We start from the raw sequence: 26,601 nt of genomic DNA, 5'->3' as shown, positions 1-26,601 counted from the left end.
CGTTATGTTAGCAAATCCCGAAAAACAAACTGAAGTCGTTCATTACGAAAAAAGTCCTTCTGGCTTTTCTGTCATGTGGCGTGAATTTCGTAAAGATAAATTAGCAATGTTTTCACTTTTCTTATTGGCAATCATACTGATCGCCGTTTACACAACTTCCTTCATCATGAAGCAGGAGGATATTGTAAAAGTTGATTTGTTTTCTATCTACTCCCCACCATCTAGTGAACATTGGTTAGGAACAGATTACGGTGGAAGAGATATTTTTGGACAACTTATTATTGGGACAAGAAATTCATTTACGATTGGACTTGTAATCACTATCCTCTCATGTTTGATTGGTCTTTCTATCGGACTAATTGCCGGTTACTTTGGTGGAACTGTTGATAACATCATTATGCGTATTATTGATTTCAAACTTATTTTACCTTTCCTAATGCTTGTTATCGTACTTATCACAATTGTTCCGGTCTTTAATGTTACTGTATTTATTTTGATCATGAGTATCTTCTTATGGACAGGAAAGGCCAGGTTAATTCGTTCTAAAGTATTGACCGAAAAGGAATTGGACTATGTATCTGCATCCAAAACATTAGGTACACCAAACTGGAAGATTATGATGTTTCAAGTGCTACCTAACTTAAGCTCTATTATTATCGTAAGCGTTACATTAAACCTTGCTGGAAACATTGGCATAGAATCTGGACTAACTTTCTTAGGTTTCGGTCTACCTGAGAGTACACCGAGTCTTGGAACACTTGTTAGTTATGCAACAAATCCTGATGTTCTACAAGAAAAATGGTGGATCTGGTTACCTGCATCACTCATGATTTTAGTGTTGATGCTGTGTATAAATTTTATCGGTCAAGCGCTACGTCGCTCAGCTGATGCGAGACAAAGAAAAGGTTAAGGGGTGGAGACAATGACAAACAAACCAAAATTTTTCAAAGTATTAAGTACACTTGCAGTTTCAACATTACTACTTTCAGCATGTGGGGGCAGTGGAGGTAGTGAAAAAACGAGCAGCACAAAAAAGGTAGACACAAGTAAATTTAATGAAACCGTTAAAAATGATAAAAAAGAAGTTAAAGATGGCTCATTAACATATGGGCTTGTTTCTAACACACCATTTGAAGGACTTTTGAACTTCGCTGTATATGAAGGTGATCCTGACAACCAAGTTATTACTTTCTTTGATGAAGGATTATTAGACAATGACAAAAACTGGGAATATAATAACGAAGGTGCTGCTACGTATGAAATATCAGCAGATAAAAAAACAATTACATTAAAAATTAAAGATAACGTAAAGTGGCATGATGGAAACCCTGTAACAGCTGAAGATTTAGAATATTCTTACCTTGTAATTGGTAGCAAGCTGTATGCTGGATCTCGCTATGACACTCAAATGCAAATGATTGAAGGAATGACTGATTATCACGATGGAAAAACTGACAAAATTTCCGGTGTAAAAGTAATTGATCAAAAAACAATTTCATTTACATTTAAAGAGCCAAATCCTTCTGTGAAAACTGGACTTTGGACATACCCTCTTCATAAAAAATACTTAGCAGATGTGCCGATTGATAAATTAGCAGAATCTGATAAAATCCGTAAAAATCCAATTGGTTTCGGACCATTTAAAGTTAAGAAAATCGTTCCTGGAGAATCTGTTGAATTTGAACGTTTCGATGATTATTGGGGCGGAAAACCAAAACTTAAAAATGTAGTTTTAAAAGTTGTAAATCCATCTATCGTTAATGCTTCATTGAAAAATGGTGACATTGACATCGCGGAAGTAAGTGCAGATCAATATCCGAACGTAAGTAAATTAAAGAATGCCCAACTAGTTGGAAGAACGGATTTATACTACAGCTACATCGGCTTTAAATTTGGACACATGGATAAAGAAAAACGTGAAATGGTAATGGATAAAGACACATTCAAAGATGTTCGTTTACGCCAAGCGATGGCTTATGCAATTGACCGAAAAGAAATCGGTGAAAAACTATATCACGGTTTACGTTATCCAGCTAACTCACCTATCTCACCAGCTTCACCTAAGTTCCACAATAATAAAGTAGGTTCTTATGATAAAGATGTTGAGAAAGCGAAAAAATTGTTAGACGAAGCTGGATATAAAGATAAAAATGGTGATGGTTTCCGTGAAGACCCTAACGGTAAAGAAGTTAAACTTAACTTCTTATCAATGAGTGGTAGTGATGTAAGTGAGCCTCTTGCAAAATTCTTTATTCAATCTTGGAAAGAAATTGGCATTAAAGTAGAACTTCTTGACGGCCGCTTACACGAATTTAACTCTTTCTATGATAAGCTGAAAAAAGATGACCCTGCAGTTGATTTATATGCTGGTGCTTTCGGTACTGGTTCTGATCCAGATCCATCTGGCCTTTGGGGACCTGATGCAAGCTTTAACTACCAAAGATGGTCAAATCCTAAAAATACTGAGTTATTAAAAGAAGGTCTTTCTCCAAAAGCTGCTGACGATAAATATCGTACAGAAGTATATGATAAATGGCAAAAACTAATCCATGATGAAGTACCGATGATTCCACTTCATTATAAGTTCGATCTAAAGGGTATCAATAACCGCGTAAAAGATTATAAATACACACCGGAAGATCAATATAAGTGGGCTAAAGTTAGTGTAACAAGTGATAAAGCAGAAACAGAGAAATAATAAAATAGCTCCTGGCACTGAGATACGTGCTAGGAGCTATTTTTTATTTATAATTCTTCTCTTACTAGTTATAACAACCAATTCCTTCCCTACTCTAAGATTAAAAGATTTGATGAATCATCTTTATTACAACAGCTAACGTAACAGACGCAGCAAATCCCCCTAAACAAATAAGACCGACACCTTGACTATATGATAAATTTTGAAGTGCTTTCATCTTTTTCATCCTCCCTATCTCCCCTTCGTTATTTTTATTTTACCAATGGAATAAATTTCATAACATCGATTTTTCTGACAACAAACTTACAAATTTGTAAGTTAACATCTTTTTAACTTATATATCTAGTATGTCCACACTCTCTCACTTTATACGCAAAAAAGACCTCGAATTACATCAAGGTCTTGCTTACACTACAGAATATCTCACTCAATTTATTTTATAATCATTACCGGACATTTCACACGCTTTGCTATTTTATGACTGACACTACCAAGCACCATTTCTTGTAATGTATTTAATCCTCTGCTTCCAGCAATAACAAGATCTATATCTCCTGTATTTACATATTGAACAATCGTATCTCCTGGATCGCCATGTAATATCGTAATTTTATAAGAAATGTTCTCTTTCTTTAATAAACCTTCAATCTCTTTTAATTTATCTTTTCGACTAGCCGATATTGTTTCTAGATCTGTTTGACCTTGTATAATATCTGATTTTGCCGTTCTATTATCTACTACGTACACAACTTCAACATTTGTTTCTTCGCTACATTTCGCAATATATGTTGCATGTTCCGCTGCTCGAAGTGCATGTTCAGAACCATCACATGCTAATATAATTTGTTTGTACATATGCTGAATCCCCTTTTCGTTATCCTACTCGTATTATATAATAAAGCCCCCTAAAAAGGAGGCTTTTAACTAGCAATTCTTTTATTATAAGTAGCCAAATTTGCAACAAGTTTTGAGCTACGTTCATTTAATCCTGTTACACTTACTTTCACACCACTTTGTTCATACTTCATGATAACTTTATCAATTGATGCCACTGCTGAATCATCCCATACGTGTGCGTGAGTAAAATTCAACTCAATTTCTTTTATATCTTCATTAAATGAAAAATTATTTATAAAATCTGCCGTAGATGCAAAGAAAAGTTGGCCATGAATTTCATATATTTTCTTATTTTCAATATATAAATGTTTCACGTGAATCTTTGCCATATTGAATGCAAATAAAACCGCACTAATTACTGTTCCGATAATTACACCTAATGCTAAATTATGTGTAATTAAAACAACCACAACTGTTACGATCATAACAAATGCATTCCCTTTTGGCACTTTATGAATTGTTATTACAGAGTTCCAATCAAACGTTCCGATTGAAACCATAATCATAACCGCAACTAAAGCTGCCATCGGAATATGAACAACATAGTCCCCTAAAACGAATAGTAAGATAATCAAAAATCCGCCCGCTACAAACGTCGATAATCGTCCACGTCCACCTGATTTAATATTAATAACAGATTGACCAATCATTGCACAACCTGCCATTCCTCCGAAGAAACCAGCGACAATGTTTGCAATCCCTTGTCCACGTGCTTCCTTATGCTTATTACTTTCCGTATGCGTCATATCATCTAAAACTGAAGCTGTTAGTAATGACTCTAGTAAACCGATAATTGCAAGCATAATTGCATACGGTAAAATAATCCCTAATGTCTCAAGTGTAAAAGGCACGTCAGGAATGCTAAAGAACGGTAATTCTTTCGGTAAGCTTCCCATATCCCCTACTGTTTTCAACTGTAATCCGCTCATAATTGCAATACTCGTCACAATAATAATTGAAATAAGTGTAGACGGTACGGCCGTCGTAATACGTGGAAATACATATATAATTACAAGTCCTAATGCGACAAGTGCATACATTTGCCAAGTTGCATTTTTAAAATGCGGCAATTGCGCTGTAAAAACTAAAATTCCAAGTGAATTTAAAAAACCACTCATAACAGATTTCGGAACAAACTTCATAAATGAGCTCAGTTTGAACACGCCAAAAATAATTTGGACAATACCTGTTAATATTGTTGTAGCAAATAAATATTGCAAACCGTGATCTTTAACAAGCGTTACCATTAGTAATGCCATTGCACCTGTTGCAGCTGAAATCATCCCAGTTCTTCCACCAACAAATGAAATGGTAACTGCAATACAAAAGGCTGCGTATAACCCAACCGTCGGATCCACACCTGCAATAACAGAGAAAGCAATTGCTTCAGGAATTAACGCTAAAGCAACAACAATTCCTGATAGTACGTCCCCTCTCACATTGGAAAACCAATCATTTTTTATCGTTTGAAACAAAATATCACTCCTCTACTCTTTTACCCCGCATTAACGGGCAGTAAGACCCTATCTCAAAATTCGGCGACAGCAAAGAAGTTAGGTGGGGATCAACTGCCCATAAAAGCCCGATTGGTGCGGGCTAATAATCATTGGGGATGAACAACCCCCAATGATTAAAGTTTCACTTTATCATTTGATTTTCTCCATAAGAAAATCTAAGCCGACTGCACGAAGGCTATTATATAACGAGTAGAGAGATTTTTGCTATGTAAAAGTTTCCTAAAGAAAAAGACCCTACCTTAGTAGCGCCTTTGCTCCTTTTACCCCGTTAACGGGTAGTAAGACCCCGCCTCAAAATTCAGCGAACGCAAAAAAGTTAGGTGGAGATCAACTGCCCGTAAAAGCCCGATTGGTGCGGGCTAATAATCAATGGGGAAGAACAAAACCCCCAATGATTAAAGTTTCACTTTATTAGTGTCCACCGTGCCCTTGACCACTTTCTTGCACAATCTCTAATCTCTCATCCAATATACCTTGTGTTTCAAATGAAATATCACTCGTACTTCCTAATAAGAAACCGTGGTTATATGGTCCAAGTGTTGGGTCATCTTTAAACTTCGGTTGAATAGTAGCAAGGAAGTCATACACTGGTTGTGAAGCTTTTCCTGCTTCTAACAAGATAACAGGCGCATGTTTACCCATATGTGAAAATGGTGCTCCTGCAACTGCTAAGTCTGGTGTTTTGTTTGAAACAAATGATACACCATGGCCTGGTTTCGTGAATCCCCATCCAAATTTTGTTTTTTCATCTTTAAATTTCGCAAATGCAATAGAATTCTCTACCGGAGTCTCCCCACTAATACGCGTTACTTTCCCGTATTTGCTTAACTCTTTTTCTACTTCTTTTGAAACGATTTTTTCTGGTCCTAGTACATATATATTTGCTTTATCTTTTCTCATCTTTAATGCCTCTATCGTCGCTTCTGGCACTTTATTCTTTTCTGTATAGAGTAGTGGTTCTGGCATATGAGAAATCCAATTTACAGCTGGTGTTGTATATAAACGTCCTTCCTCTTCGGATGAGCCGATAATGACGCTATTTGGATAACTTCCTGTTATATCCGCGTACTCTTTATCAACATCTTTTGCAAATGTAGCTGGATCCGTTTCTTTTATTTGCTTTACTTTATAGTCTTTTAATTGCTCCAGGATTGATGCACCGACATCCCCCATCACCATAATTTGTGTTCCATCTTTCGTTCCGAGCGGATTTAGCCGTTTTATTTCTTTTAACGTCATTTCAGGTACCTTTTCTTTTTCTATAAATAAGATCGGCCCGTTATTCGGATGATGAATAAGATCCGCACTTGCAATCCCTAATTGCCACTCGCTCACTGGCACTAAAATAACAGCGCCTGGCTGATTCTCTTTATGAGTTGCTGGCCATATCGTTTGTGAAGTTAATACAGCCATTTGCAATGGATCATTTGTGTTTAACCTCGTTACATTTTTTAAACTTGTCGTTAATAAATCATTCGATGCACCTTGATTCATTTCTTTCGGCGCAGTTACCTCCTGCTTCATTTTCATTTCCTTCTGCTCTGTTTTCTTCCCTTCTTTAGATTCATGGTTTTTATGATCTGTATTTGTTTGTCCACATGCCGCAAGACCAACTGCTGTAACTATTGTTATCCCAAAAACTCGGGTCATTCTTTTCACTATACCGCCTCCGTATGAATCATTTTCGAGCCAATATCATTACCTAAAATGGAATTTCAACTTTACAATAACAAGAAATTCTGAAGAAATTATGCAGATGCATCATAATCTGCACCATTTCTTCATGATTTTGCATTAAACTTTAAGTAACGATTATAACTATGGAGGACTCTCTATGATTGATATACTGCTCGTAGACGATGAACCGAGAATGCTTGAATTATTAATGCTTTATCTGACCCCAATTGGATATAACTGCGTATGTGCAGTATCTGGTGAAGAAGCTATTTCACATATAGAAAACCAAAATTTTAAATTTGTTTTACTCGATATTATGATGCCAAAAATGGACGGATGGGCAACATGTAAAAGAATTCGTTCCTTTAGTAACGTTCCTATTATTATGGTAACTGCCCGTGATCAAACAGTAGATGTCGTCCAAGGATTAAAACTCGGGGCAGATGATTACATAACAAAACCTTTCCATGAAGAGGAGCTTTTCGCAAGAATTGAAGCTGTTTTACGGCGTACGAATCAAGATGCGCAAATCCAATATCACGGTATTTTATGGGATGAGGCAAAGCATTTCGTTTCCGTCTATAATGAAGAACTTCTTCTCACTCCAATCGAATTCTCTTTACTCGGATTATTTTTACGTCATGTGAACTACGTATTAAGCCGTGATCAGCTCATTGAACGAATTTGGGGATTAAATACAAATACAGAAAATAGAACAGTTGATTCACATATTCGTAATTTGCGTGATAAATTACGAAAAGTAAATTTCCCTATTGATCACCATTTAAAAACTGTTTACGGAGTCGGATATCGATGGGTTGATACTCTAGATTAAGGAGCAAAGCAATGAAGCGAATTTCTATTCAGCTCGGATTTTATTTTTTGATTGTTACACTTTTAATCGAAAGTGTTCTATTTGTCTTGCTTTATTATAGCCTTGTCAACAATAGAGTAAATGAAGAAATGACAGCTTTATTAAAGCGCGGAAATAGTCACCGAGATGTCCTTGAAAAGTATTTTGATAAGCAAACAATCTCCCATGTTGCACTAATGGAATCCGAAGCCGAAACCACTGTCGTTATTACAAATGCAAATAAGGATGTACTAGCTAAATCCAACGAAATAAATACTACTATAAAAAAGCATATTGAAAAGATGCAAACACGGACAGATCATGATGGAGCAATTATAGAAAATCATTGGAAAACATCTAATTATATATGTACAGTTAGCCCCATTGTAGTGGCTGGAAAAACGGAAGGCTACGTATATATGTTTCTCGGAACAGAATCAATCGAGGAAATGGTTAACGGGCTAACAAGACAATTCATTATTGCCGGAGTCATTACGTTTCTATTAACAGTCATCACTATCTTTCTATTATCACGGTTGTTAACAAAGCCATTGTTACACATGAAACATGCCACTGAAAAAATGAGTAAAGGCGATTTATCTGTTTCGTTAACAACTACTCGAAATGACGAAATTGGTGAACTAGCATCGTCTATTCAAACGCTTGCTAATGATTTACATTATATGAAAACAGAGCGAAGTGAATTTCTAGCAAGCGTTGCTCATGAATTACGAACACCTTTAACATACGTAAGAGGTTACGCGGACATTGCTTTAAAAGAAACCACATCTCCTGAACAACGTTTACGATATTTATCTATTATAAAAGATGAGTCTGATTACATTACAAACTTAGTTCAAAATTTGTTTTCACTGGCACAAATGGAACAACATAACTTCTCTATTCAAGTAAAGGAAGTACATTTACACACCTTCCTTACTCGCATAGCCGAAAAAGTAAACGCCATGTATAAAGAAAGATACATTAAAGTTTCTTTCTCTTGCCCTTCTACATTGCTAGTAAACTTAGATGAACAGCGATTTGAACAAGTTATAATAAACATTTTAAATAACGCTTATAGACATTCAAAAGAACATTCTCATATAAACATTTCTATTACAGAAGAACATAAACATATTTCCATTACAATTGAAGATGAAGGCGAAGGTATTCCACCTGAAGACCTCCCATACATTTTCGATCGCTTTTATCGTGTTGATAAAGCAAGAACACGTGCTACAGGCGGAACTGGTTTAGGTCTATCTATCGTGAAAGAAATTGTAGAACTACACGGCGGGACGATTACTGCCACAAGTGAAGTTGATCATGGATCTTGTTTTACAATTTCATTACCATCCATAAAAAAACACGACTATCATCAATAGTCGTGTTTTTATCATTTTGCCTTATAATATAAATTTACAAATTGTCCAAAACGTTTCGTATCCGTTAAAGTTAAATGGATTTCCGGGTTATTGTCTTGAAATAACGGCACTCCAGAACCTAATATATGAGGTGTAATTGTAACAACATATTCATCAATTAGATTATTCTTAAAGAATTCTCTTAATAAACTTCCTCCACCGACCATCCATATTTTAGATCCTTCTTGCTCTTTCAACCTTTTTGTAAACTCCACTACATCTTCATTTACAAACTCCACGTGTTCGTTTGAACCTTTTTCTGAGTTAGAAAAAACATAACATTTTTTATCTACATACGGGAATGTTTCCATATGCTCTACTACATAATTGTACGTTCTTTTTCCCATGATTATTGTATCAATTGTTTCATACATTTCTGTATAACCGTTATCTCCCTCTCCTTCTGTTTCCATTAACCACTGTAAATCATCATCTTCTTTCGCAATATATCCATCCAAACTAGCGGCTATAAATAAAACTATTTCACGTGACATCTCTTTTCCTCCTTGCATCCCATCTTGATAACATATGATGTAAACAATATACTAACAATAAAACATGACAATTTATGTCATGTTAAAAAGAAAAAAGGTGATACATTTGTCAAAAGCTAAACGCTTATTAGATATTCTTCTATTTGCTTCTGCGAAAAAAACATTTACAGCTCAAGAAATAGCTGATGAATTTAATATTTCCGTTCGTACGGTTCATAGATACATTTTAGATTTGAGTGATATGGGGTTGCCCATTTACGCAGAACAAGGTCGTAACGGCGGCTATAAAGTATTAACGAATAGAGTCATTCCACCTATCTTATTTACGGAAGAAGAAGCAGTATCCATCTTTTTTGCCTTTCAATCTTTAAGCTACTACCGAGACTTGCCTTTTAATACAGAAATCAATTCTGTTACTCATAAACTGTACAGCTCTCTACAACATGATGCGAAAGCGAAAGTTGATAAAATCCGTTCTTATATCGCTTTTTGGAACCCTAAAAGAACAATTGATACACCACTTTTAAACGAAGTGTTAACTGCGGCTATTGAAAATAAAAATTTACACTTTCAATACGAATCTAAATCGGGGATAAAAACAAAACATGTTCATCCTATAGGTGTATATGCTCATGATGGGCTATGGTATTTACCATCCTATGACTTCAGTAGAAAAAAAGTATTACTGTATCGCGTTGATCGTATTCTTTCTATATTATCAGCAGAAGAAAATGAAAGTACGTTCATGAATTTAGCAGAATGGTTTGACTCTAGCTCTAACGTCGTACACATTCCTATGCAGTTACATGTCGTATTAACAACAGAAGGTGTACGCCAATGTAAAAGCGTTCCTTACTTAGAAGAGTTCGTTGTCATAAAGGAAGATGGGACAGGATATATACATTCAACAATTGATAAAGGCGAAATTAACTTTATTACCTCTTTATTTTATAGACTCGGAAAAGATGCAAAAGTTTTAGAACCGAAAGAATTGATAGATGGTTTACGTATACGTGCGAAAGAAGTTTTAAGTATGTATGAAGATTAAAAAGGCGTAAGAGAAATTCTTTTACACCTTTTTAGTGTGCAATATTTTCTCTATCTCTTCTTTTAACAACGTCTTTATTTCTTCCAAATTATGATTCTTCTTTTCCTCCGGTTGCACCGTATAAAACTCAGCAAACGAACGCTCTTTATATCTTGGTACGACATGCATATGATAGTGCGTTAGTTCGTTAAAGATTCCACCATTTTGGCAAATTGTAACTCCGTCAGGTTCATATAATGACTTAATCGCTTTTGCAATAATCTTAGAAGCATCCATAATGGATTTTGCTACAACGTCATCTAATTCGTCCACTTCTACAACATGCTGCTTTGGCACAATTAAAGTATGCCCTGGATAGAAAGGTTCATGATCTAAAAAACATGTTACATAGGCATCTTCATATATTTTATATATCATTTCTTCTCCGCCTGCTAATTTACACCCTAAACATTCCATCATATTTCCCCCTTTATTAAAAACATAAAAACGTGAGAGCCGTATTCTCACGTTTTTATGTTTCATTTTATTAGTTCAATTGTTTCCGTAACCTTTATACTATCTTTTACAGATTGAACAATCGTACAATTTTTCACTGCAAGTTGCAGCGCCTTATCCAGCTGCTCTTCTGTAATGTTTTGCGCTTTAATTTTATAGTGCAAATGAACACTTTCAACTGGCTTCGATAAAGCTTCACTTCTACCAATTTCAGTTTCGATTGTAAACGTATCATATGTAATACGTTTCTTTTCTAAAATTGTTTGAAAGACAATTGCACTACATCCTGCGATAGAAGAAACGAGTAATTGTAACGGTGAATACCCGTTTTCTTTTCCAATCGCTAATTGACCATACGATAAATCTGCCTCAATATCAGCGTGTTTGATTGTTAGTTTCATTTGTTTTTTCCATCTCCACTTTCATCGGTTTCTGCCGTTTCTTACTCATATAATAATATATATAGCAGAAAATGATAAATGGAATACCACAGTATAACGCCATTCTTTGTTCAGGAATAAACGCTAAACTAATAACAACGATGCTATTTGTAATTAAAGCTAAAATTGGGACAATCGGGTATAGTGGTGTTCTATACTTTAAGTCCTCTAACTTTCCTCCGCCTTTTATATACTGACTTCTAAAGCGAAGTTGCGATAGAGCAATAATAATCCAACTTGAAACAGCCGATAAACCAGCTATCGATAATAAGTACATGTATACTGTATCTTCTGCAAGGAAACTTGTGAATAGAGATAATCCAGCTACCGCAATCGTTACGACTAGCGCTGTAATTGGAATACCACGCTTATTTACTTTCTGGAAGGAAGTTGGTGCCATTCCTTCATTTGCAAGTGACCATAGTATACGAGTTGCCGCATATAATCCTGAATTCGCTACGGATAGTAACGCTGTAATAATAACGAAGTTCATAATATCAGCTGCGTATGGAATACCAATTTTATCAAATACAACTACAAATGGACTTTCAATTACCCCTGCTTCTTTCCAAGAAATTAATCCTACTAAAATCGTCATTGTTAAAATGAAGAATAACATAATGCGCCATACTGTATTACGGATCGCACGTGGAATTGTTTTTTCTGGATTTTCACTTTCTCCCGCTGCAATCCCGATTAACTCTGTTCCTTGGAACGAGAAGTTAACTGTAATCATTGTAAGTAATACGGCAGCTAGTCCATTCGGGAATAACCCACCATCACTTACAAAGTTAGAGAAAAGAGGTGCTGCTTCTTTTCCATCGTATGGTAAAAAACCTAGTAATGCACTACCACCAAGAACAACAAATGCAAGAATTGTAATTACTTTAATACTAGAGAACCAAAATTCTAATTCAGCATAGCTTTTCGCCGAAATTGCATTTGAAGCATATAAAATAACGCCGAATACGAGACACCATACCCAAACATCAACATTCGGAAACCATCTTTTCATCATTAAACCGATTGACGTTAATTCTAGTCCTACTGTTACTGCCCAGCCAAGCCAATATAGCCAGCCGATCATAAAGCCCGTTCCTGGTCCAATAAACTTCGTTGCATACTTTTGGAAAGAGCCTGAAACTGGCATTGCTACCGTTAACTCTCCAAGACAAAGCATTGTTAAATACATAATAAATCCGCCCACTAAATATGAAAGGATGGCCCCCCCTGGTCCAGCCTGATTAATGGTGTAACCTGAACCTAAGAAAAAACCAGTTCCGATTACACCACCAAGTGCGATCATAAATAAATGTCTACTCTTCATCGTACGATGTAATTTCTCATTCGTTGGTTGCTGCATCTAAATCCTCCCCCTACAAATATACCCCTATATCTTGTTAAAATTTTCTGATAATAAAAATATACACGAAAGCGGTTACAATTTCTATATAAAATTAAAACTTTTCTGATAAAACAATATAAAAAATCGAATTATTGCAAGATTTAGATTCTATTTAGAGGAAAATAAGGAGAAACAAGGAAAAAACCCTTACATATATTGTAAGGGTCAACGAAGTTCTAACCTTCTCGATAAAATTGATAAACTATAATTTACGATAAAATACACACAAGCTACTACTATAAACGTCGGAATCATATAATTTACATTTTGTCCGCTAATAATTTGAGCATTATGCATAAGCTCTGGTAGTGATATAACGACTGCTAGCGATGTATCTTTCAGCAATGAAATAAACTGACTGACAAGTGGCGGAACCATTCTTCTTAATGCTTGTGGTAAAATAATATGCCAAAGTGCTTGAACATACGTTAATCCTGAAGATCTTGCGGCCTCAATCTGTCCTTTTTCAATAGATAATAGGCCACTTCGAACAATTTCAGATATCATTGCTGATTCAAATATTGTTAAAGCAACAATTGTAGCTGTTATAATTTCTAATTTCAAGCCTGCTTCTGGAAGTGCAAAATACGTGAAAAATATAATTAAAAGTAGTGGTAAGTTTCGAATCACTTCAACGACAATTCCTAATATTTGTGAGACGACAGGGATTTTCATGTAGCGCAATATTCCTATTACGCTACCAATAATAAAACTAAGTATAATCGCTACGAGCGCTACCTCTAACGTTATAAGTAATCCTTTTAATAAAAAGAGGATATGATCTCCTGTAATTGCTCCCTTAAAATCCATTTACACCGCCTCCTTTGCTAAGCGTTTTTCTAAATAACGCACTAGCATACTGAGCGGAATTGTTAATATTAAATAAAACATCCCGACAAATATATAGACATCGAACGTAACAAGTGTCTTCGTTGAAATTAAGTCTCCTTGATACATTAAATCCGTACCAGCGATAATTCCGAGTATGGAAGAGTTTTTTACTAAATTGAGAAATTGATTTCCTAAAGGAGGGATTACGATTTTCATCGCTTGAGGTAAAACGACATGGTACATCGCTTGCGTATAAGTCAACCCTGAAGAACGTGCTGCTTCCATTTGACCTTTCGCAACGGATAAAATACCAGCGCGAATGACTTCAGCAATAAACGCTGCAGTATATACGGTAAGCGTAACTGTTCCTGCTACAAAACCATTTAAAGTAATGCCTACTACAGGTAAAGCGAAATAGAATATAAATGCAATTAATACGAGCGGAATATTTCTTACAAATTCTACAATAGCAGCTCCCAACCAATTTAAAATGCGAATCGGTGCAATACGCATTACCGCCAATACTACCCCTAAAATAAAACTGCCTATTAATGCAATTACACTAGACATCACTGTATATTTAAATCCTTCTAAATACATGTCAATGTTATTCGTTAATATAGAAAAATCAGGCACATATTCTCCCCTCTTTCTTTACAAGAAGAGGATGAGCATCCCTCATCCCCTCACTCTTACTATTCACTGGGAATAAAGCCCCACTAATTAAAGTTTCACTTCACTACTCTTGCTTTTGCCCAATCCATTTCTCATACAGTTTGTCGTACTCTCCGCTCGCTTTCATATCTTTTAGCAAGCTATTAATCTCTTTCGTTAAATCATCTGCACCTTTTTGCACTGCGATTCCGTACGGTTCATCCGTAAAAATTTTCCCTACAACTTCATAATTTGAATCTTGTTTTGCCATGCCGTAAAGAATTGCATTATCTGTCGTTAACACATCACCTTTTCCTGCTTTTAACGCCGTAAATGCCTCACTGTAATTTTCAAATTCTAATACAGTCGCTTCCGGTGACTTTTGACGAATGTTATTTGTAGATGTTGAACCTTTTACTGCTAACACTTTTACGCCCTTTTTCACATCATCAATACTTTTAATATCGCTCCCTTTTTTCACGAGTAACGATTGCCCTGCTTTAAAATATACATCTGAAAAATCTACCTCTTTTTTACGTTCTTCCGTAATTGTCATTGTTGCGATAATTGCATCAATGTCACCGTTTTTCAGTAGTGGAATACGCGTTTTAGACGTTACTTCTTTTAATTCTAGTTTCTTTTCATCTCCGAGAATTTTTTTCGCAAGCACCTTTGCAACATCAACATCAAATCCTTCTACCTGCCCTGTTGAAGGGTTTTTCAATCCAAATAAGTTCGTATCATTCTTCACCCCAACTACTAGTTTCCCTCGCTTCTTAATTTGCTCAACGGCACCGCCTTGCTTCGTATTCGTTTCTTTCGCCTCATCTTTTTTACTTCCGCACCCAGCAACGACAAGTACGAATAAACAAGAGAACACGATTAAGGTAAATAACTTTTTCATTTTAAGCATGAAATTCCTCCTCTAATGATTTAACACTCGGCTTAAAAATAAACGAGCTCTTTCTTGTTCTGGGTTTGCAAAAAATGATGTTGGTGTTGTATCCTCAATAATTTGGCCCTCATCCATAAATAAAATCCGATCTGCTACTTCTCGCGCAAATCCCATCTCATGTGTGACGACAACCATCGTCATCCCTTCTTTAGCTAACGTTTTCATAACATCAAGCACTTCTCCAATCATCTCTGGATCAAGAGCAGACGTAGGCTCATCAAATAGCATAATTTCTGGTTGCATCGTAAGTCCCCTAGCAATCGCTACCCTTTGCTGTTGACCTCCTGATAATTGATGTGGATATACACCTGCCTTCTCCGGGATTCCTACTTTCTCTAAATAAAACATCGCTGTTTTCTCTGCTTCTTCTTTTGAAATTTTATTTACTTTAATCGGTGCTAGTGTAATATTTTGAAGAACTGTTTTATGCGGGTATAAATAAAAATGCTGAAAAACCATCCCAATATTTCGGCGTAATTCATTCATATCTGTTTTTTTATTGTGCACTTCTGTATTTTGTACAATTAATTCTCCATCTGTAATAGTCTCCAATTGATTTATACACCGCAGTAATGTGCTTTTCCCTGATCCTGAAGGACCAACAACTACTACCACTTCACCTTTTTTTACTTGCACATTAATATTTTTCAAAACTTGAAAGTTACCGTAATATTTATTGACGTTACGAAACTCTATCAACATACTCCCCCCTTCCCCTCAACAAAGCATGTACATTCTTTTTATATTCAAAAATAGTCCCAAAAATAACTTCTCGCTTCATTTTCGTCCATAAAAAAAGCAAAGGGATTTCCCTTTGCTCCTTCATTTCTATTCTATTAAGATACTTCTTCCTTCTTATCTTTTCCGTATTCATGCTCCCAAAAATCAGCGTTTTTAATTCCTAATGGGCCCGGATCAAATACTGGATCTTTACCTTCTTTTTTCTGTTTTTCATAATCCTTTAATGCAACTAATGCTGGCTTTTGTAATAATAAAATCGCGATAATATTAACCCAAGCCATAATACCTACACCGATATCGCCTAAAGCCCAAGCTGTTGCTGCTGTTTTTATACAACCATAGAATACTGCTCCTAAAAATACAAACTTTAATATCAGGGACAGCCAAGGACGATCCTTATCACGATTTAAGTACGCGATATTCGTTTCTGCAATGTAGTAATACGCCATTATCGTTGTAAATGCGAAGAATAATAGCGAGATTGCGACGAAACCGTTTCCAAAACCAGGGAATACAGATTCCACCGCTGCCTGTGTATATCCAGGACCTGGCTGCGCACCGTTTAGTTTATTAACGATAAAGTTTTTTCCGCTTGCATCAAATACGTTATACATGCCTGTAATAATCATCATAAATGCTGTTGCTGAACAAACAAATAATGTATCAATGTAAACGGAAAATGCTTGTACTAAACCTTGTTTAGCTGGATGTGATACTTCAGCTGCTGCTGCTGCGTGTGGTCCAGTTCCTTGCCCTGCTTCATTGGAATAAATACCACGTTTTACTCCCCAAGAAATTGCTAAACCGATAATACCACCGAAAGCTGCTTCTAATGCAAATGCACTTTTAATAATTAACATAAATGCTTCTGGCAATTTTTCAATATTCATAGCAACAATGACGCAAGCTACTAAAATATAACCAACTGCCATAAACGGTACGACAACTTGTGCAACGTTAACGATTCGCTTTACGCCACCGAAGATGATAATAGCTAATACAACAACTAATAAAGCCCCTGATACGGTAGTGTTAATTCCAAAAGCTGTTTCTAAACTTACGGCAATACTATTTGCTTGCACACCTGGCAATAAAAGCCCCGTTGCAATAATTGTCGCTGCAACGAATACTAATGCATACCATTTCACACCTAAACCTTTTTCAATGTAATAAGCAGGTCCACCACGAAACTGTCCTTGATGTTTCGTTTTATATATTTGCGCGAGTGTTGATTCCACATAAGCTGATCCTGCTCCTAAAAAGGCTACTGCCCACATCCAAAATACAGCTCCTGGTCCACCGAATGCAACCGCTGTTGCTACCCCAGCTATATTCCCTGTCCCAACGCGTCCTGATAACGAAAGTGCTAACGCTTGGAATGAAGAAACACCAGCCTCTGATTTTTCTCCTTGAAATGTCAGCTTCACCATTTCTCCTACATGCCTTACTTGTAAAAACCTCGTTCGAATGGAAAAATATAACCCTACTCCTAAACATAAATAGACAAGTGCTGGACTCCAAACAATATTATTTATCCAATTTACGATAGCTTCCAATATTCCCCCTCCTTATTTATAAAGAATATTCTGAATATATATAAAATTATAAGTGTATACCGAATCTATAACAATATTATTTTAATAAAACAAACATATTTTTGTATAAAAAAACAAAGTATATATTTATTTTATATACTTTGTTTTGAACAAAATGTATTATATATTCACAATTGCTTCTTTGCTTATAATTCTTTCATATAATTCTTCCGATAATTTCCGGAAGTTATCTGGCATATCTTTCCCCTTAAACTTCTTTTGAAGTGTACCGTATAAACCAACATCACGTAGACGTAAGAACAAGGGTAACGATTCATACCAACTATCCGCTAGTCTGTGCTCATACTCATAGCCTTTTCGTAACACTTGTAGCTGTTTACGAGCAAAATTTGTCTTCTCTTCCGCTGTCCACGGTGTAAATAGAACAGAGTAATAGAGAACCATCGCTAAATCATGTATAAAGTAATTATAAGCCGCATCATCAAAATCAAAGATTGTTAGCTCTTTACCATCATAATGAAAATTACCTGGATGAATATCACCATGCATAAGACCAAACGTTTCTCTTTCAATTGGAAGGGCCTTTATCTCATCCATTAATACCGCTGCAATCTTTTTCACTTGATCATCTTCTAATTCATTAACAATCCCACTCTCATCTTCTTCCCACGTATCACGATAATCCGTTTTAGGATAGTTCATTGTTAGACGATGCAGTTGTCCAATCGTTTTCCCCCAAGCTTCAAAGAGAGGCTCGCCCCAATAAGGCGATTCTTCTCCTTTTACTTGCTCACCTTTCGCGTATGTAAATAAGGAAGCGAAAAAGAAAGTTCCATCCTCTGCTCCGATTTCTTCTACAAGATTTTGAGACGTTGAGTAAAGAGGTCCCGCTACCTTTGCCCCGTTTCCCGCAACATATCGTAAAAAATCTAGTTCAGCCTCTACCTCTTGTTTAGATCGATGCGAAGAATGCGTTAAACGCAATACATACTCTTCATCACTATTTCTCTTCGCCTTAAAAATATAATTCTCGAAATCTCCAAGCGGCTTGTCTTCCACTGTTACATGAAATGCCTTTGCTGCTCTTGCTAAAACCTCTTTTGTAAAAACTCGTTCTACAGCTATTTCCATATGTATCCCTCCTATATATCTTCTTAATTCGACACAAATGTGAGAAGTACTGCTAGAAAGTTGAATAATGCGTGGACAATCATAGCTGATAAAATAGAATTTGTTTTCTCATATAACCAAGCAAATACTATCCCACTCAAAAAGTTCACCGGTAATGTGTTATACGTGGGAATATGGACAACGGTAAATATTATGGAACTGATAAACATACCGCCCCATATACCATATCTATCACGAAAAAAAGTATAAAAAACACCTCGATATAAAATCTCTTCATAGATCGGTGATATAATTGCTGCTCCAATTACCGCGATACAGAATGAATAGATTGATTTATCATTTTGGACCGTCTCCGTCTTACTATTTTCAAAGGAAATACCCATTTTCTCCATTATCACTAATACAGCAATACTAGCTACAATTAAGAAAATAACCGCTCCAACTGTCCATAAAAGATCTTTCCATGAAAGCTTCCGAATCCCAATATCTTTCCACGACAAGTTATATCTTTTTATACAAAAAAGATAAACTACAGTAGTAAATATCACTGCCATTATAAATCCCATTAATACTCCAGCATATAATGAGTTACCTATTATTTTTAAAGCATAGTCATAAAAAAGAGATTCAACAGTTACTGGAACAATAATAAATACAAACAAAAATAAATATAAAACTTCTTTCCATCCCCACATACTTTTCAAAATCATATACACCATCCCTCTACTCCGTGTTTCCTTAAGTATAAAAGATGACGTAACGTAACTTTCAATCCTCTTTTTTAAAAATAATCCAAGCATAAATTTCTCACAAAAAGCAAAAATTAACAGAAGTAACTTTATCTAAAAGAGGTGGAAATTATGACAGAGCAAAAGGAACAACAAGAGAATACGGGTCAAAAGCATATGTTTCCATCACTTCCGGAAAATATTAATTACATTGAAAATAAGCTCTGTCATTCAGACGATATAAAAAAATTAGATGTCCCATTTCAAAGCGGCAAAGGAACAATCTTATATATCGAATCTTTAGCAGACCCAAATTTGATTCACCAATTAGCTCTTGAGCCTTTATTAACTCGGTCGGATTTGTCTTTAAATAAAGCTTTTGCCACATTAAATATGAAAAAAGAAACAAATTTAAATTACGGTGTGCAACTTTTATTACAAGGAAAATCATTATATTTCCATGAACAAGTCGACAGTTTTTGTATTTTCGAAACAACTTTATCTTTAAAGAGAGATATAGCAGAGCCTGATAATGAAGGGATTGTACGCGGTCCACATACTGGTTTTGTAGAAGATTTAGCAACTAATTTAACTTCGATCCGTAAGCTCATAAAAAGCCCAAATATTGTCGTTAAATATTTCACACTTGGTGAAGAAATGCACACGAAAGTGGCAATTGCTTATATGCAAAACATCGCGAATGACGATTTAGTTACAGAAGTAAAAAGAAGATTAGAAACGATTAAGACAGATGCACTTATGCCTCCAGGATATATACAAGAATTTATAGAGGATACGTCTTTCTCACCCTTCCCGCAGCAATTAAATACAGAGCGTCCAGATAGAGTCGCAGCAAATTTAATGGAAGGACGCGTCGCTATTTTATCTGATGGAGATCCAACAGCGCTCATCGTACCTGTTACGTTATTCGCTTTCTATCAATCACCAGATGATTATAATAACCGCTGGATTGTCGGTTCTTTCGTCCGAATGATTCGCTTAGTGAGTTTTTTAATAGCCTTTCTCTTGCCAGCTATATATATCGCAACGGTTGCTTTTCATCCTGATGTGTTGCCACTTGAACTCGTTTATACAATTAAAGCTTCATTAGAAAAAGTACCACTTCCCCCCATTTTCGAGGCTCTCTTAATGGAGTTAATTTTCGAATTATTACGGGAAGCTGGTATTCGTCTGCCGAGCCGAGTTGGACAAACAATTGGTATTGTAGGTGGTTTAGTAATTGGTGATGCAATTGTAAAAGCCGGACTTGTTTCTTATACAATGATTATCGTTGTAGCTTTAACTGCAATCTCATCTTTTCTCGTTCCATCAAATGATATGAGTTCAGCAGTTCGAATTCTTCGTTTTCCATTAATGATTCTTGCTGCTATATTCGGATATGTCGGAATATCATTCGGTCTAATTATAACTTTCGTTCATTTATGTCAGTTACATTCATTTCATACCCCATATCTTTCTCCCATTGCCCCAATGCGGATAAAAGATATGAAAGATTCTTTTGTAAGATTCCCGATTTGGTCATTTTGGGAACGACCACACGATCCAAAACCGAAAAAAATGCAACGACAACATGTAACGAGAGAGGATGAGAACGGTGACAAACACGCAAAGTAAAATTTCGCTAGTTCAATTTACCTTTTTCGTTATTCAATGCCAAATCGGAGTGGGTATACTTTCTCTCCCAAACCGTCTTCACCCAATAGCGAAAGGTGGTGGGTGGATTTCTGCACTCATCGCTGGATTGGCAATTCAACTAATCATTTTACTTATGTGGCTTTTCTTAAAACGATTTCCTGATGCAGATATGTATGAAAGTGTTTGTATGCTATTTGGTAATAAATTTGGAAAACTATTAGGTTTTCTTTATGTTTTTTATTTTACTCTTATCGGTATGACAGTTATGTTAAACGCTTGTAATGTCATTAAAGTTTGGATATTACAGGCAACTCCTTGGTCTGCCATTCTCATCCTATTTACAATAGCTTGTTGTTATGTAGCTTATAATACATTTAAAGTCATCGTACGATTTTATGTCATGGCCTCTATTCTCATTTTACCTATGGCACTTTTAATTGCCCTAGGGCTTTCCCGGGCTGACTTTTCTTACATTTTTCCCATTACAGAAGCTGGATGGTGGAATATTATTCAAGCATCCAAAGAAACAATTACAGCTATGTATGGTTTTGAAATTATTCTTATCGCTTTCCCAAAAGTAAACGGGAGTTCTGTCGCAAAACTAAAGGCCATTTCTATCGCTAATGGATTTGTAACTCTTTTTTATACTTTTACTGTTTGGATTTGCTTTATCGTATTTAGTCCAAAGCAAATTGAACTTATTCCAGAGCCAGTTGCTTACTTATTGCGTTCTCTACATATCGGGATTATAGACCGGACTGATTTACTATTTATACCAATTTGGATGATAACTGTTGTAGCTTCTATCGCTAGTTATTATTGCGCTGCTTCAATCGGAGTGGGACATATATTCAATCTTGCTAATCATAAAAAAGCTGTTCCAATCATTGGTATTATTGCTTTTAGTGTAGCCTTATTTATCGATACACCTGAAGAATTAAAAGTAATCTCAACTTTCACTGATAAGTTCACGTATATTTTTATCGTTGTCCTCCCTCTTTTATTTCTACTTTATTCTGTGATACGAAATAAGAAAGGAGAACAGTATGTTCAAAAGAAAAGCTAAATTACTTTCTATATTATGTGCTAGTTCCGTCCTTTCTGGCTGTTGGGATCAAGAACCATTAAGGGAAGCAAGGTTAGCTTATAGTATTGGATCTGATATTACAGAAGAGAATCAACTCCAGCAAACAATCGAGCTCGTAAAAAGTTCAAGCGGAGAGCAATCTTCATTCGAAAATGAAATACATTCAGCAACCGGGCATAACATAAGGGATACAAGCGATGCCCTAAAAAAAAATGTGACTGGGAATATTCGCTATTTTAAATATGGTGTTCAATTACTTGGAACCAAAATTCTAAAAAAAGGTATATTACCTTATTTAGATGTCAGCTTTCGGGACCCAACAAACCCAACTGCTTTAGTAAAACTTATTGCAGTAGATGGTGAAACATCCGAGATACTAGAAAAAAAGAAAGTAGGAAATTTACTAATTGGAGATTTTCTAAAGAAAAAAGTGAAAAGCTTAGAAGATATGAGTGTATTTCCAAAAGAAACTTTAGAAACAGCGGCTACAAAAATGTTAGATCCCGGTAAAGACTTTACCCTCCCTTCTATAAAAATAAAAGGAAAAGAAGTAATTACAAACGGGTTAGCTTTATTTAATAATGATAAATTAACTGGTCATTTACCTTTGAAACACTCTGTTTTATTCGTGTTATTAACCGGAAAAATGGGAACAAGTGCCCGTATAACCCAAAAACTTACTAGCGATGAATCCGAGAAGACATCTGACTATTTAACAATGGAAGTGAGTAATCGAAAATTAAAACGAGACTTAAAAATAACAACAGATAAAAAAGGAAATGTTTATGCTCACATTAAGCTTCACTTAAAAGTTATCGCTCTTGAAGCCCCAAGAGACAATCTTTACAAAATGGATGAAAGAAAAAAACTAAATAAAGAATTATCGAAACAACTTACAAAAGAAGCGAAAAAAATAACAAATAAGCTACAACAGGCAAATTGTGATGCTTTCGGGATTGGTAGACACCTTATCGCATATCACCCTGATTTATGGAAGAAAAAAAATTGGAATAAAGATTATGCAAAAGTAAAGTTTAAACCTGAAGTAGAAGTAAGCATTTTGTATAGTGGTGTCTTAAAATAAAAGGTTGTATGCCACGCGGGCATACAACCTTTTTATTTCGTATATCGATATACAATTGATTCGTATGGTCTTAAGTTAAGTTTTGTAATATCCTTACTGGAATCTTTATAATTCGACAGTAGTACTTCTTGTTTCATTCCATCTAATTGAACGTGCGCTGGTACAGAGTACGTTATTTCTTCTCCATAGAAGTTATTTATAACAAGTAGCACTTCACTTTCTGTAGTACGAGTATATGCCCAAACTTTAGGATCATTTTTATCCAAAATAGCATATTCTCCTTCTGTAATTACATCATACGTTTTTCTAAGTTCTATTAACTCTTTATAATGATAAAATACAGACTCTTTATCTTCTAATGCCTTCTCTACGTTTATTTCTTTAAAGTTTTCAGCCACTGAAATCCAAGGTGTACTTGTTGTAAAGCCACTGTTCACCTCTTCATTCCACTGCATTGGAGTACGGGAGTTATCGCGAGATTTTTGTTTTAAAATCCCGATAATCTCTTCTTTTGATACTCCTTCTTCCAGCTTTATATCATATATATTTAACGATTCCACATCGCGATATTGCTCGATAGACTCGAATTTAGGATTCGTCATACCGATTTCTTCGCCTTGATAAATGTAAGGTGTGCCCTGCAACATATGCATAGCTGTCGCTAACATTTTTGCAGATTCATTTCTATACTTCTCATCATTACCGAAGCGTGACACAATACGAGGTTGGTCATGATTACACCAGAATAACGCATTCCATCCTCCGCCCTTTTGCATTTCAATTTGCCAATTAGACATAATTTCTTTTAATTTAATAAAATCAAAATTAGCCTTCGTCCACTTATCACCATTCAGATAATCTACTTTTAAATGGTGGAAACTAAATGTCATGCTCAGCTCATTACGATCCGGATTCGAATATTTAATACAATTATCAATTGTCGTAGATGACATTTCTCCAACTGTAATGACATCTTTCCCTTCAAAAACATTTCGGTTCATCTCTTGTAAATATTCATGAACACGCGGACCATCTGTATAATATTTACGGCCATCGCTTGTCGCCGTACTTCCGTCATCATTTAAGAACTGTTGATCTTTTGAAATTAAATTAATAACATCTAATCGGAATCCAGTTACCCCTTTATCAAGCCAAAAACGCATCATATCATATACTTCTTCACGAAGCTTTTCATTTTCCCAATTTAAATCAGCTTGCGTTTCATCAAATAGATGTAAATAATATTGCTTAGTCTTTTCATCATACTTCCAAGCTGATCCACCAAACTTAGATTGCCAATTATTTTTTTCATCACGCCAAATATAGTAATTACGATATGGACTATTTTTATCTTTCTTCGCTTCCTTAAACCACTTATGTTCCGTCGAACTATGATTTACAACGATATCAAGCATAATTTCAATGTTACGTGCCTTTGCTTCTTCTAAAAGCTCTTCAAACTCTTCCATCGTTCCGTAAGATGGATCAATACTGTAGTAATCACTTACATCATATCCATTATCATTTTGTGGCGATTGGTATATCGGTGTTAACCAAATATAATCTACTCCGAGTTCTTTTAAATAATCTAGTTTTTCTGTAACCCCTTTTATATCACCGGTTTCTTTATTGTAATAGCTATTAAAGCTCTTCGGATAAATTTGATAAACTACACTTTTATGCCAATCCTTCATGTTTAACTTCCTCCTACTTCTGTTTTACTCGTTTTGCAAATAACCACGTTAACGTAAACGGGATTACAACTGCGATAACCATGCCTACAATAAACATTGGAATCGATTTCGGAATGATAGAAATAAATGCTGGTAATCCGCCAATTCCGATAGCAGGTGCTAATACACCATTTAACGTAATAAATATCGCTGCCACAGCCGATCCTATAATTGCTGCATAGAATGGGAATTTATTTCGTAAGTTCACACCAAACATAGCTGGCTCTGTAATACCGAAATATGCTGAAATCGCTGATGTCGATGCCATGCTTTTATCATTTTGATTTTTAGAAATCCAGAACATTGCAAGTGCTGCACTACCTTGCGCAATGTTAGAAAGAGCAATCATTGGCCAAATGAATGTACCACCGTGCTGTGCAATTAATTGTAAGTCGATAGCAATAAACATATGATGCATACCTGTAATTACGAGCGGTGCATATAATGCTCCAAATAACACCGCTCCAACTACTGGTACTGTTTCATATACACCTACTAATCCAGCTGTTAATAAATCTCCAATATGACGTGTAACTGGTCCAATAATCCCTAATGCTAACACACCTGTTACGACAATCGTTGTAATTGGTACAACTAATAATTGAATTGCATTTGGTACATGTTTCTTTAAGAAGATTTCCACTTTACTTAATACAAATGCTGCTACTAAGACCGGCAAGATTTGACCTTGATACCCTACCTTTTCAATTTGAAATAATCCTAAAATATTGAAGTACTCGATCTTTTGTCCGTCTAAACCAGTCGCTGCTTTTCCATAATCCCACGCGTTTAATAAAGCAGGATGCACAAGCATTAACCCCATAACAATCCCTAATATCGGACTACCACCAAAACGCTTCGTTGCTGACCAACCCACAAGTGCTGGTAAGAATACAAATGCTGTATTCGCCATCATATTAATTAAATCCCAAAGCCCACTTAAGTTTGGATACACATCTAATAAATTTTTACCCTCAAAAAATAAGTCCTTCGCCCCTAATAAATTGTTAATTCCCATTAGTAAACCAGCTGTTACGATTGCTGGTAATATCGGCATAAATACATCTGAAAATACTTTTACAAACTTTTGAGCTGGATTTAACTTTTGGTTTCCAGAATCTTTTACGTCAGCTACTGTCGCTTCCTTCATACCTGCAAGCGTTATCAATTCGGCATATACTCGATCAACATCTCCTGGACCAATTACAATTTGAAATATCCCAGCGTTATGAAACGCTCCTTTCACTAATGAAACAGACTGCAATTTATCGTTATCTATTTTACTTTCATCTTTTAAAGCGATACGGAGCCTCGTTACACAGTGCGCAGCTTGTTCAATATTGTCTTTCCCACCAATATACTGCAACACTTCCTCTGCTGTTTTACGATAGTCTTTCCCCATATTCCCGTCCCTCTTTTCTTTTTTTGATACCGTTTACACTTACATATTAACTCGTATATATAAGTTAGTCAACACTCGTATATACGAGTTTGTAT

The 26,601-nt window shown here is 35.6% G+C and carries 24 protein-coding genes and 1 pseudogene; 8 read left to right on the top strand and 17 right to left on the bottom strand.

All coding sequences use genetic code 11. The features are described 5' to 3' along the window. Positions 1-4 precede the first annotated feature (4 nt). Both ATN06_RS03410 and opp4A read left to right on the top strand, forming a co-directional pair. Complete coding sequence (locus ATN06_RS03410) at positions 5-910, top strand: ABC transporter permease (RefSeq protein WP_060629544.1); 906 nt, start codon at positions 5-7, stop codon at positions 908-910. Positions 911-922: 12 nt separating this feature from the next. Beyond that, positions 923-2,698 (top strand): oligopeptide ABC transporter substrate-binding protein, encoded by a 1,776-nt coding sequence (opp4A, locus tag ATN06_RS03405; RefSeq protein ID WP_060629543.1) that lies wholly within the window; start codon positions 923-925, stop codon positions 2,696-2,698. Positions 2,699-2,798: 100 nt separating this feature from the next. On the opposite strand, the gene ATN06_RS03400 is transcribed toward opp4A, so the two are convergent. The 4 genes from ATN06_RS03400 to ATN06_RS03385 form a co-directional block, all read right to left on the bottom strand. After that, the gene (locus ATN06_RS03400) at positions 2,799-2,924 is read right to left on the bottom strand and encodes a DUF4027 family protein (protein WP_000738299.1); all 126 of its coding nucleotides are present in this window, start codon (positions 2,922-2,924) and stop codon (positions 2,799-2,801) included. Positions 2,925-3,130: 206 nt separating this feature from the next. Beyond that, entirely contained in the window at positions 3,131-3,553 is a 423-nt protein-coding gene (locus ATN06_RS03395) for a universal stress protein (RefSeq protein ID WP_000277996.1), read from the bottom strand. A gap of 65 nt (positions 3,554-3,618) precedes the next feature. Then, positions 3,619-5,070 carry a SulP family inorganic anion transporter gene (locus tag ATN06_RS03390; RefSeq protein WP_060629542.1) on the bottom strand — a complete coding sequence of 484 codons (1,452 nt, stop codon included), beginning with the start codon at positions 5,068-5,070 and terminating at the stop codon, positions 3,619-3,621. Positions 5,071-5,523: 453 nt separating this feature from the next. Continuing rightward, complete coding sequence (locus ATN06_RS03385) at positions 5,524-6,771, bottom strand: cell wall-binding repeat-containing protein (protein WP_060629541.1); 1,248 nt, start codon at positions 6,769-6,771, stop codon at positions 5,524-5,526. 175 nt (positions 6,772-6,946) lie between these two features. Between ATN06_RS03385 and ATN06_RS03380 the strand changes: the two genes are divergently transcribed. After that, entirely contained in the window at positions 6,947-7,624 is a 678-nt protein-coding gene (locus ATN06_RS03380) for a response regulator transcription factor (RefSeq protein WP_060629540.1), read from the top strand. Positions 7,625-7,635: 11 nt separating this feature from the next. Beyond that, complete coding sequence (locus ATN06_RS03375; protein ID WP_060629539.1) at positions 7,636-9,027, top strand: sensor histidine kinase; 1,392 nt, start codon at positions 7,636-7,638, stop codon at positions 9,025-9,027. Positions 9,028-9,038: 11 nt separating this feature from the next. On the opposite strand, the gene ATN06_RS03370 is transcribed toward ATN06_RS03375, so the two are convergent. After that, a complete protein-coding gene (locus tag ATN06_RS03370; protein WP_060629538.1) occupies positions 9,039-9,560 on the bottom strand; it encodes a dihydrofolate reductase family protein in 522 nt (173 codons plus the stop codon). Positions 9,561-9,624: 64 nt separating this feature from the next. Here ATN06_RS03370 and ATN06_RS03365 point away from each other — a divergent pair, with 64 nt between their 5' ends. Continuing rightward, the gene (locus tag ATN06_RS03365) at positions 9,625-10,608 is read left to right on the top strand and encodes a helix-turn-helix transcriptional regulator (protein ID WP_176225756.1); all 984 of its coding nucleotides are present in this window, start codon (positions 9,625-9,627) and stop codon (positions 10,606-10,608) included. 21 nt (positions 10,609-10,629) lie between these two features. On the opposite strand, the gene ATN06_RS03360 is transcribed toward ATN06_RS03365, so the two are convergent. From ATN06_RS03360 to ATN06_RS03310, 10 genes and pseudogenes are all read right to left on the bottom strand, one after another. Next, complete coding sequence (locus tag ATN06_RS03360) at positions 10,630-11,130, bottom strand: HIT family protein (RefSeq protein WP_110093205.1); 501 nt, start codon at positions 11,128-11,130, stop codon at positions 10,630-10,632. Next, entirely contained in the window at positions 11,127-11,504 is a 378-nt protein-coding gene (locus ATN06_RS03355) for an OsmC family protein (protein ID WP_060629535.1), read from the bottom strand. Before ATN06_RS03355 ends, ATN06_RS03360 begins: the two co-directional genes overlap by 4 nt. After that, positions 11,479-12,906, bottom strand: coding sequence for an amino acid permease (locus tag ATN06_RS03350; RefSeq protein WP_060629534.1), 1,428 nt, complete (start codon positions 12,904-12,906; stop codon positions 11,479-11,481). The genes ATN06_RS03355 and ATN06_RS03350 overlap by 26 nt, the downstream gene beginning before the upstream one ends. 207 nt (positions 12,907-13,113) lie before the next feature. Beyond that, positions 13,114-13,758, bottom strand: a complete 645-nt coding sequence (locus tag ATN06_RS03345) for an amino acid ABC transporter permease (protein ID WP_060629533.1) — start codon at positions 13,756-13,758, stop codon at positions 13,114-13,116. Then, complete coding sequence (locus ATN06_RS03340; protein ID WP_060629532.1) at positions 13,759-14,415, bottom strand: amino acid ABC transporter permease; 657 nt, start codon at positions 14,413-14,415, stop codon at positions 13,759-13,761. Between the two features lie 103 nt (positions 14,416-14,518). Further along, on the bottom strand, positions 14,519-15,346 hold the full coding sequence (gene glnH, locus ATN06_RS03335) for a glutamine ABC transporter substrate-binding protein GlnH (protein ID WP_060629531.1): 828 nt from the start codon (positions 15,344-15,346) through the stop codon (positions 14,519-14,521). A gap of 12 nt (positions 15,347-15,358) precedes the next feature. Beyond that, positions 15,359-16,262 (bottom strand): annotated as a pseudogene (locus ATN06_RS03330) (amino acid ABC transporter ATP-binding protein). Beyond that, positions 16,225-17,685, bottom strand: coding sequence for an alanine/glycine:cation symporter family protein (locus tag ATN06_RS03320; RefSeq protein WP_060629528.1), 1,461 nt, complete (start codon positions 17,683-17,685; stop codon positions 16,225-16,227). The pseudogene ATN06_RS03330 and the gene ATN06_RS03320 overlap by 38 nt, the downstream one beginning before the upstream one ends. A 159-nt stretch (positions 17,686-17,844) precedes the next feature. Beyond that, positions 17,845-18,816, bottom strand: coding sequence for a phosphotransferase enzyme family protein (locus ATN06_RS03315; protein WP_060629527.1), 972 nt, complete (start codon positions 18,814-18,816; stop codon positions 17,845-17,847). A 23-nt stretch (positions 18,817-18,839) separates the two neighbouring features. Further along, positions 18,840-19,526 carry a CPBP family intramembrane glutamic endopeptidase gene (locus tag ATN06_RS03310; protein ID WP_060629526.1) on the bottom strand — a complete coding sequence of 229 codons (687 nt, stop codon included), beginning with the start codon at positions 19,524-19,526 and terminating at the stop codon, positions 18,840-18,842. A 150-nt stretch (positions 19,527-19,676) separates the two neighbouring features. On the opposite strand from ATN06_RS03310, the gene gerKA reads away from it, so the two are divergent. The 3 genes from gerKA to gerKC are packed head-to-tail and all read left to right on the top strand — an operon-like array spanning position 19,677 to position 23,371. Beyond that, positions 19,677-21,179: a spore germination protein GerKA gene (gene gerKA / locus ATN06_RS03305; protein WP_060629525.1), complete on the top strand. Its 1,503-nt coding sequence runs from the start codon at positions 19,677-19,679 to the stop codon at positions 21,177-21,179. After that, positions 21,160-22,266, top strand: a complete 1,107-nt coding sequence (locus ATN06_RS03300; RefSeq protein WP_060629524.1) for a GerAB/ArcD/ProY family transporter — start codon at positions 21,160-21,162, stop codon at positions 22,264-22,266. Before gerKA ends, ATN06_RS03300 begins: the two co-directional genes overlap by 20 nt. Continuing rightward, complete coding sequence (gene gerKC / locus ATN06_RS03295) at positions 22,247-23,371, top strand: spore germination protein GerKC (RefSeq protein ID WP_060629523.1); 1,125 nt, start codon at positions 22,247-22,249, stop codon at positions 23,369-23,371. The genes ATN06_RS03300 and gerKC overlap by 20 nt, the downstream gene beginning before the upstream one ends. Positions 23,372-23,403: 32 nt before the next feature. Here gerKC and treC read toward each other — a convergent pair whose 3' ends face one another. Both treC and treP read right to left on the bottom strand, forming a co-directional pair. Beyond that, positions 23,404-25,065 carry an alpha,alpha-phosphotrehalase gene (gene treC, locus ATN06_RS03290; RefSeq protein ID WP_060629522.1) on the bottom strand — a complete coding sequence of 554 codons (1,662 nt, stop codon included), beginning with the start codon at positions 25,063-25,065 and terminating at the stop codon, positions 23,404-23,406. Positions 25,066-25,078: 13 nt separating this feature from the next. After that, positions 25,079-26,506 carry a PTS system trehalose-specific EIIBC component gene (gene treP / locus ATN06_RS03285; protein WP_060629521.1) on the bottom strand — a complete coding sequence of 476 codons (1,428 nt, stop codon included), beginning with the start codon at positions 26,504-26,506 and terminating at the stop codon, positions 25,079-25,081. Between the last annotated feature and the right edge of the window lie 95 nt (positions 26,507-26,601).

The sequence above is a fragment of the Bacillus thuringiensis genome (assembly GCF_001455345.1).
GTDB lineage: Bacteria > Bacillota > Bacilli > Bacillales > Bacillaceae_G > Bacillus_A > Bacillus_A thuringiensis_N.
Note: the sequence above shows the minus strand (reverse complement) of the source record. Positions and strands in the feature narration are given on the sequence as shown.

What these genes read in the sequence shown, in the direction of transcription:
- ATN06_RS03410 (WP_060629544.1), top strand. Translation starts at nt 5, where the DNA reads ATGTTAGCAAATCCCGAAAAACAAACTGAAGTCGTTCATTACGAAAAA.
- opp4A (WP_060629543.1), top strand. Translation starts at nt 923, where the DNA reads ATGACAAACAAACCAAAATTTTTCAAAGTATTAAGTACACTTGCAGTT.
- ATN06_RS03400 (WP_000738299.1), bottom strand. Translation starts at nt 2,924, where the DNA reads ATGAAAAAGATGAAAGCACTTCAAAATTTATCATATAGTCAAGGTGTC.
- ATN06_RS03395 (WP_000277996.1), bottom strand. Translation starts at nt 3,553, where the DNA reads ATGTACAAACAAATTATATTAGCATGTGATGGTTCTGAACATGCACTT.
- ATN06_RS03380 (WP_060629540.1), top strand. Translation starts at nt 6,947, where the DNA reads ATGATTGATATACTGCTCGTAGACGATGAACCGAGAATGCTTGAATTA.
- ATN06_RS03375 (WP_060629539.1), top strand. Translation starts at nt 7,636, where the DNA reads ATGAAGCGAATTTCTATTCAGCTCGGATTTTATTTTTTGATTGTTACA.
- ATN06_RS03370 (WP_060629538.1), bottom strand. Translation starts at nt 9,560, where the DNA reads ATGTCACGTGAAATAGTTTTATTTATAGCCGCTAGTTTGGATGGATAT.
- ATN06_RS03365 (WP_176225756.1), top strand. Translation starts at nt 9,625, where the DNA reads ATGACAATTTATGTCATGTTAAAAAGAAAAAAGGTGATACATTTGTCA.
- ATN06_RS03360 (WP_110093205.1), bottom strand. Translation starts at nt 11,130, where the DNA reads ATGAAACATAAAAACGTGAGAATACGGCTCTCACGTTTTTATGTTTTT.
- ATN06_RS03355 (WP_060629535.1), bottom strand. Translation starts at nt 11,504, where the DNA reads ATGAAACTAACAATCAAACACGCTGATATTGAGGCAGATTTATCGTAT.
- ATN06_RS03350 (WP_060629534.1), bottom strand. Translation starts at nt 12,906, where the DNA reads ATGCAGCAACCAACGAATGAGAAATTACATCGTACGATGAAGAGTAGA.
- ATN06_RS03345 (WP_060629533.1), bottom strand. Translation starts at nt 13,758, where the DNA reads ATGGATTTTAAGGGAGCAATTACAGGAGATCATATCCTCTTTTTATTA.
- glnH (WP_060629531.1), bottom strand. Translation starts at nt 15,346, where the DNA reads ATGCTTAAAATGAAAAAGTTATTTACCTTAATCGTGTTCTCTTGTTTA.
- ATN06_RS03315 (WP_060629527.1), bottom strand. Translation starts at nt 18,816, where the DNA reads ATGGAAATAGCTGTAGAACGAGTTTTTACAAAAGAGGTTTTAGCAAGA.
- ATN06_RS03310 (WP_060629526.1), bottom strand. Translation starts at nt 19,526, where the DNA reads ATGATTTTGAAAAGTATGTGGGGATGGAAAGAAGTTTTATATTTATTT.
- gerKA (WP_060629525.1), top strand. Translation starts at nt 19,677, where the DNA reads ATGACAGAGCAAAAGGAACAACAAGAGAATACGGGTCAAAAGCATATG.
- gerKC (WP_060629523.1), top strand. Translation starts at nt 22,247, where the DNA reads ATGTTCAAAAGAAAAGCTAAATTACTTTCTATATTATGTGCTAGTTCC.
- treC (WP_060629522.1), bottom strand. Translation starts at nt 25,065, where the DNA reads ATGAAGGATTGGCATAAAAGTGTAGTTTATCAAATTTATCCGAAGAGC.
- treP (WP_060629521.1), bottom strand. Translation starts at nt 26,506, where the DNA reads ATGGGGAAAGACTATCGTAAAACAGCAGAGGAAGTGTTGCAGTATATT.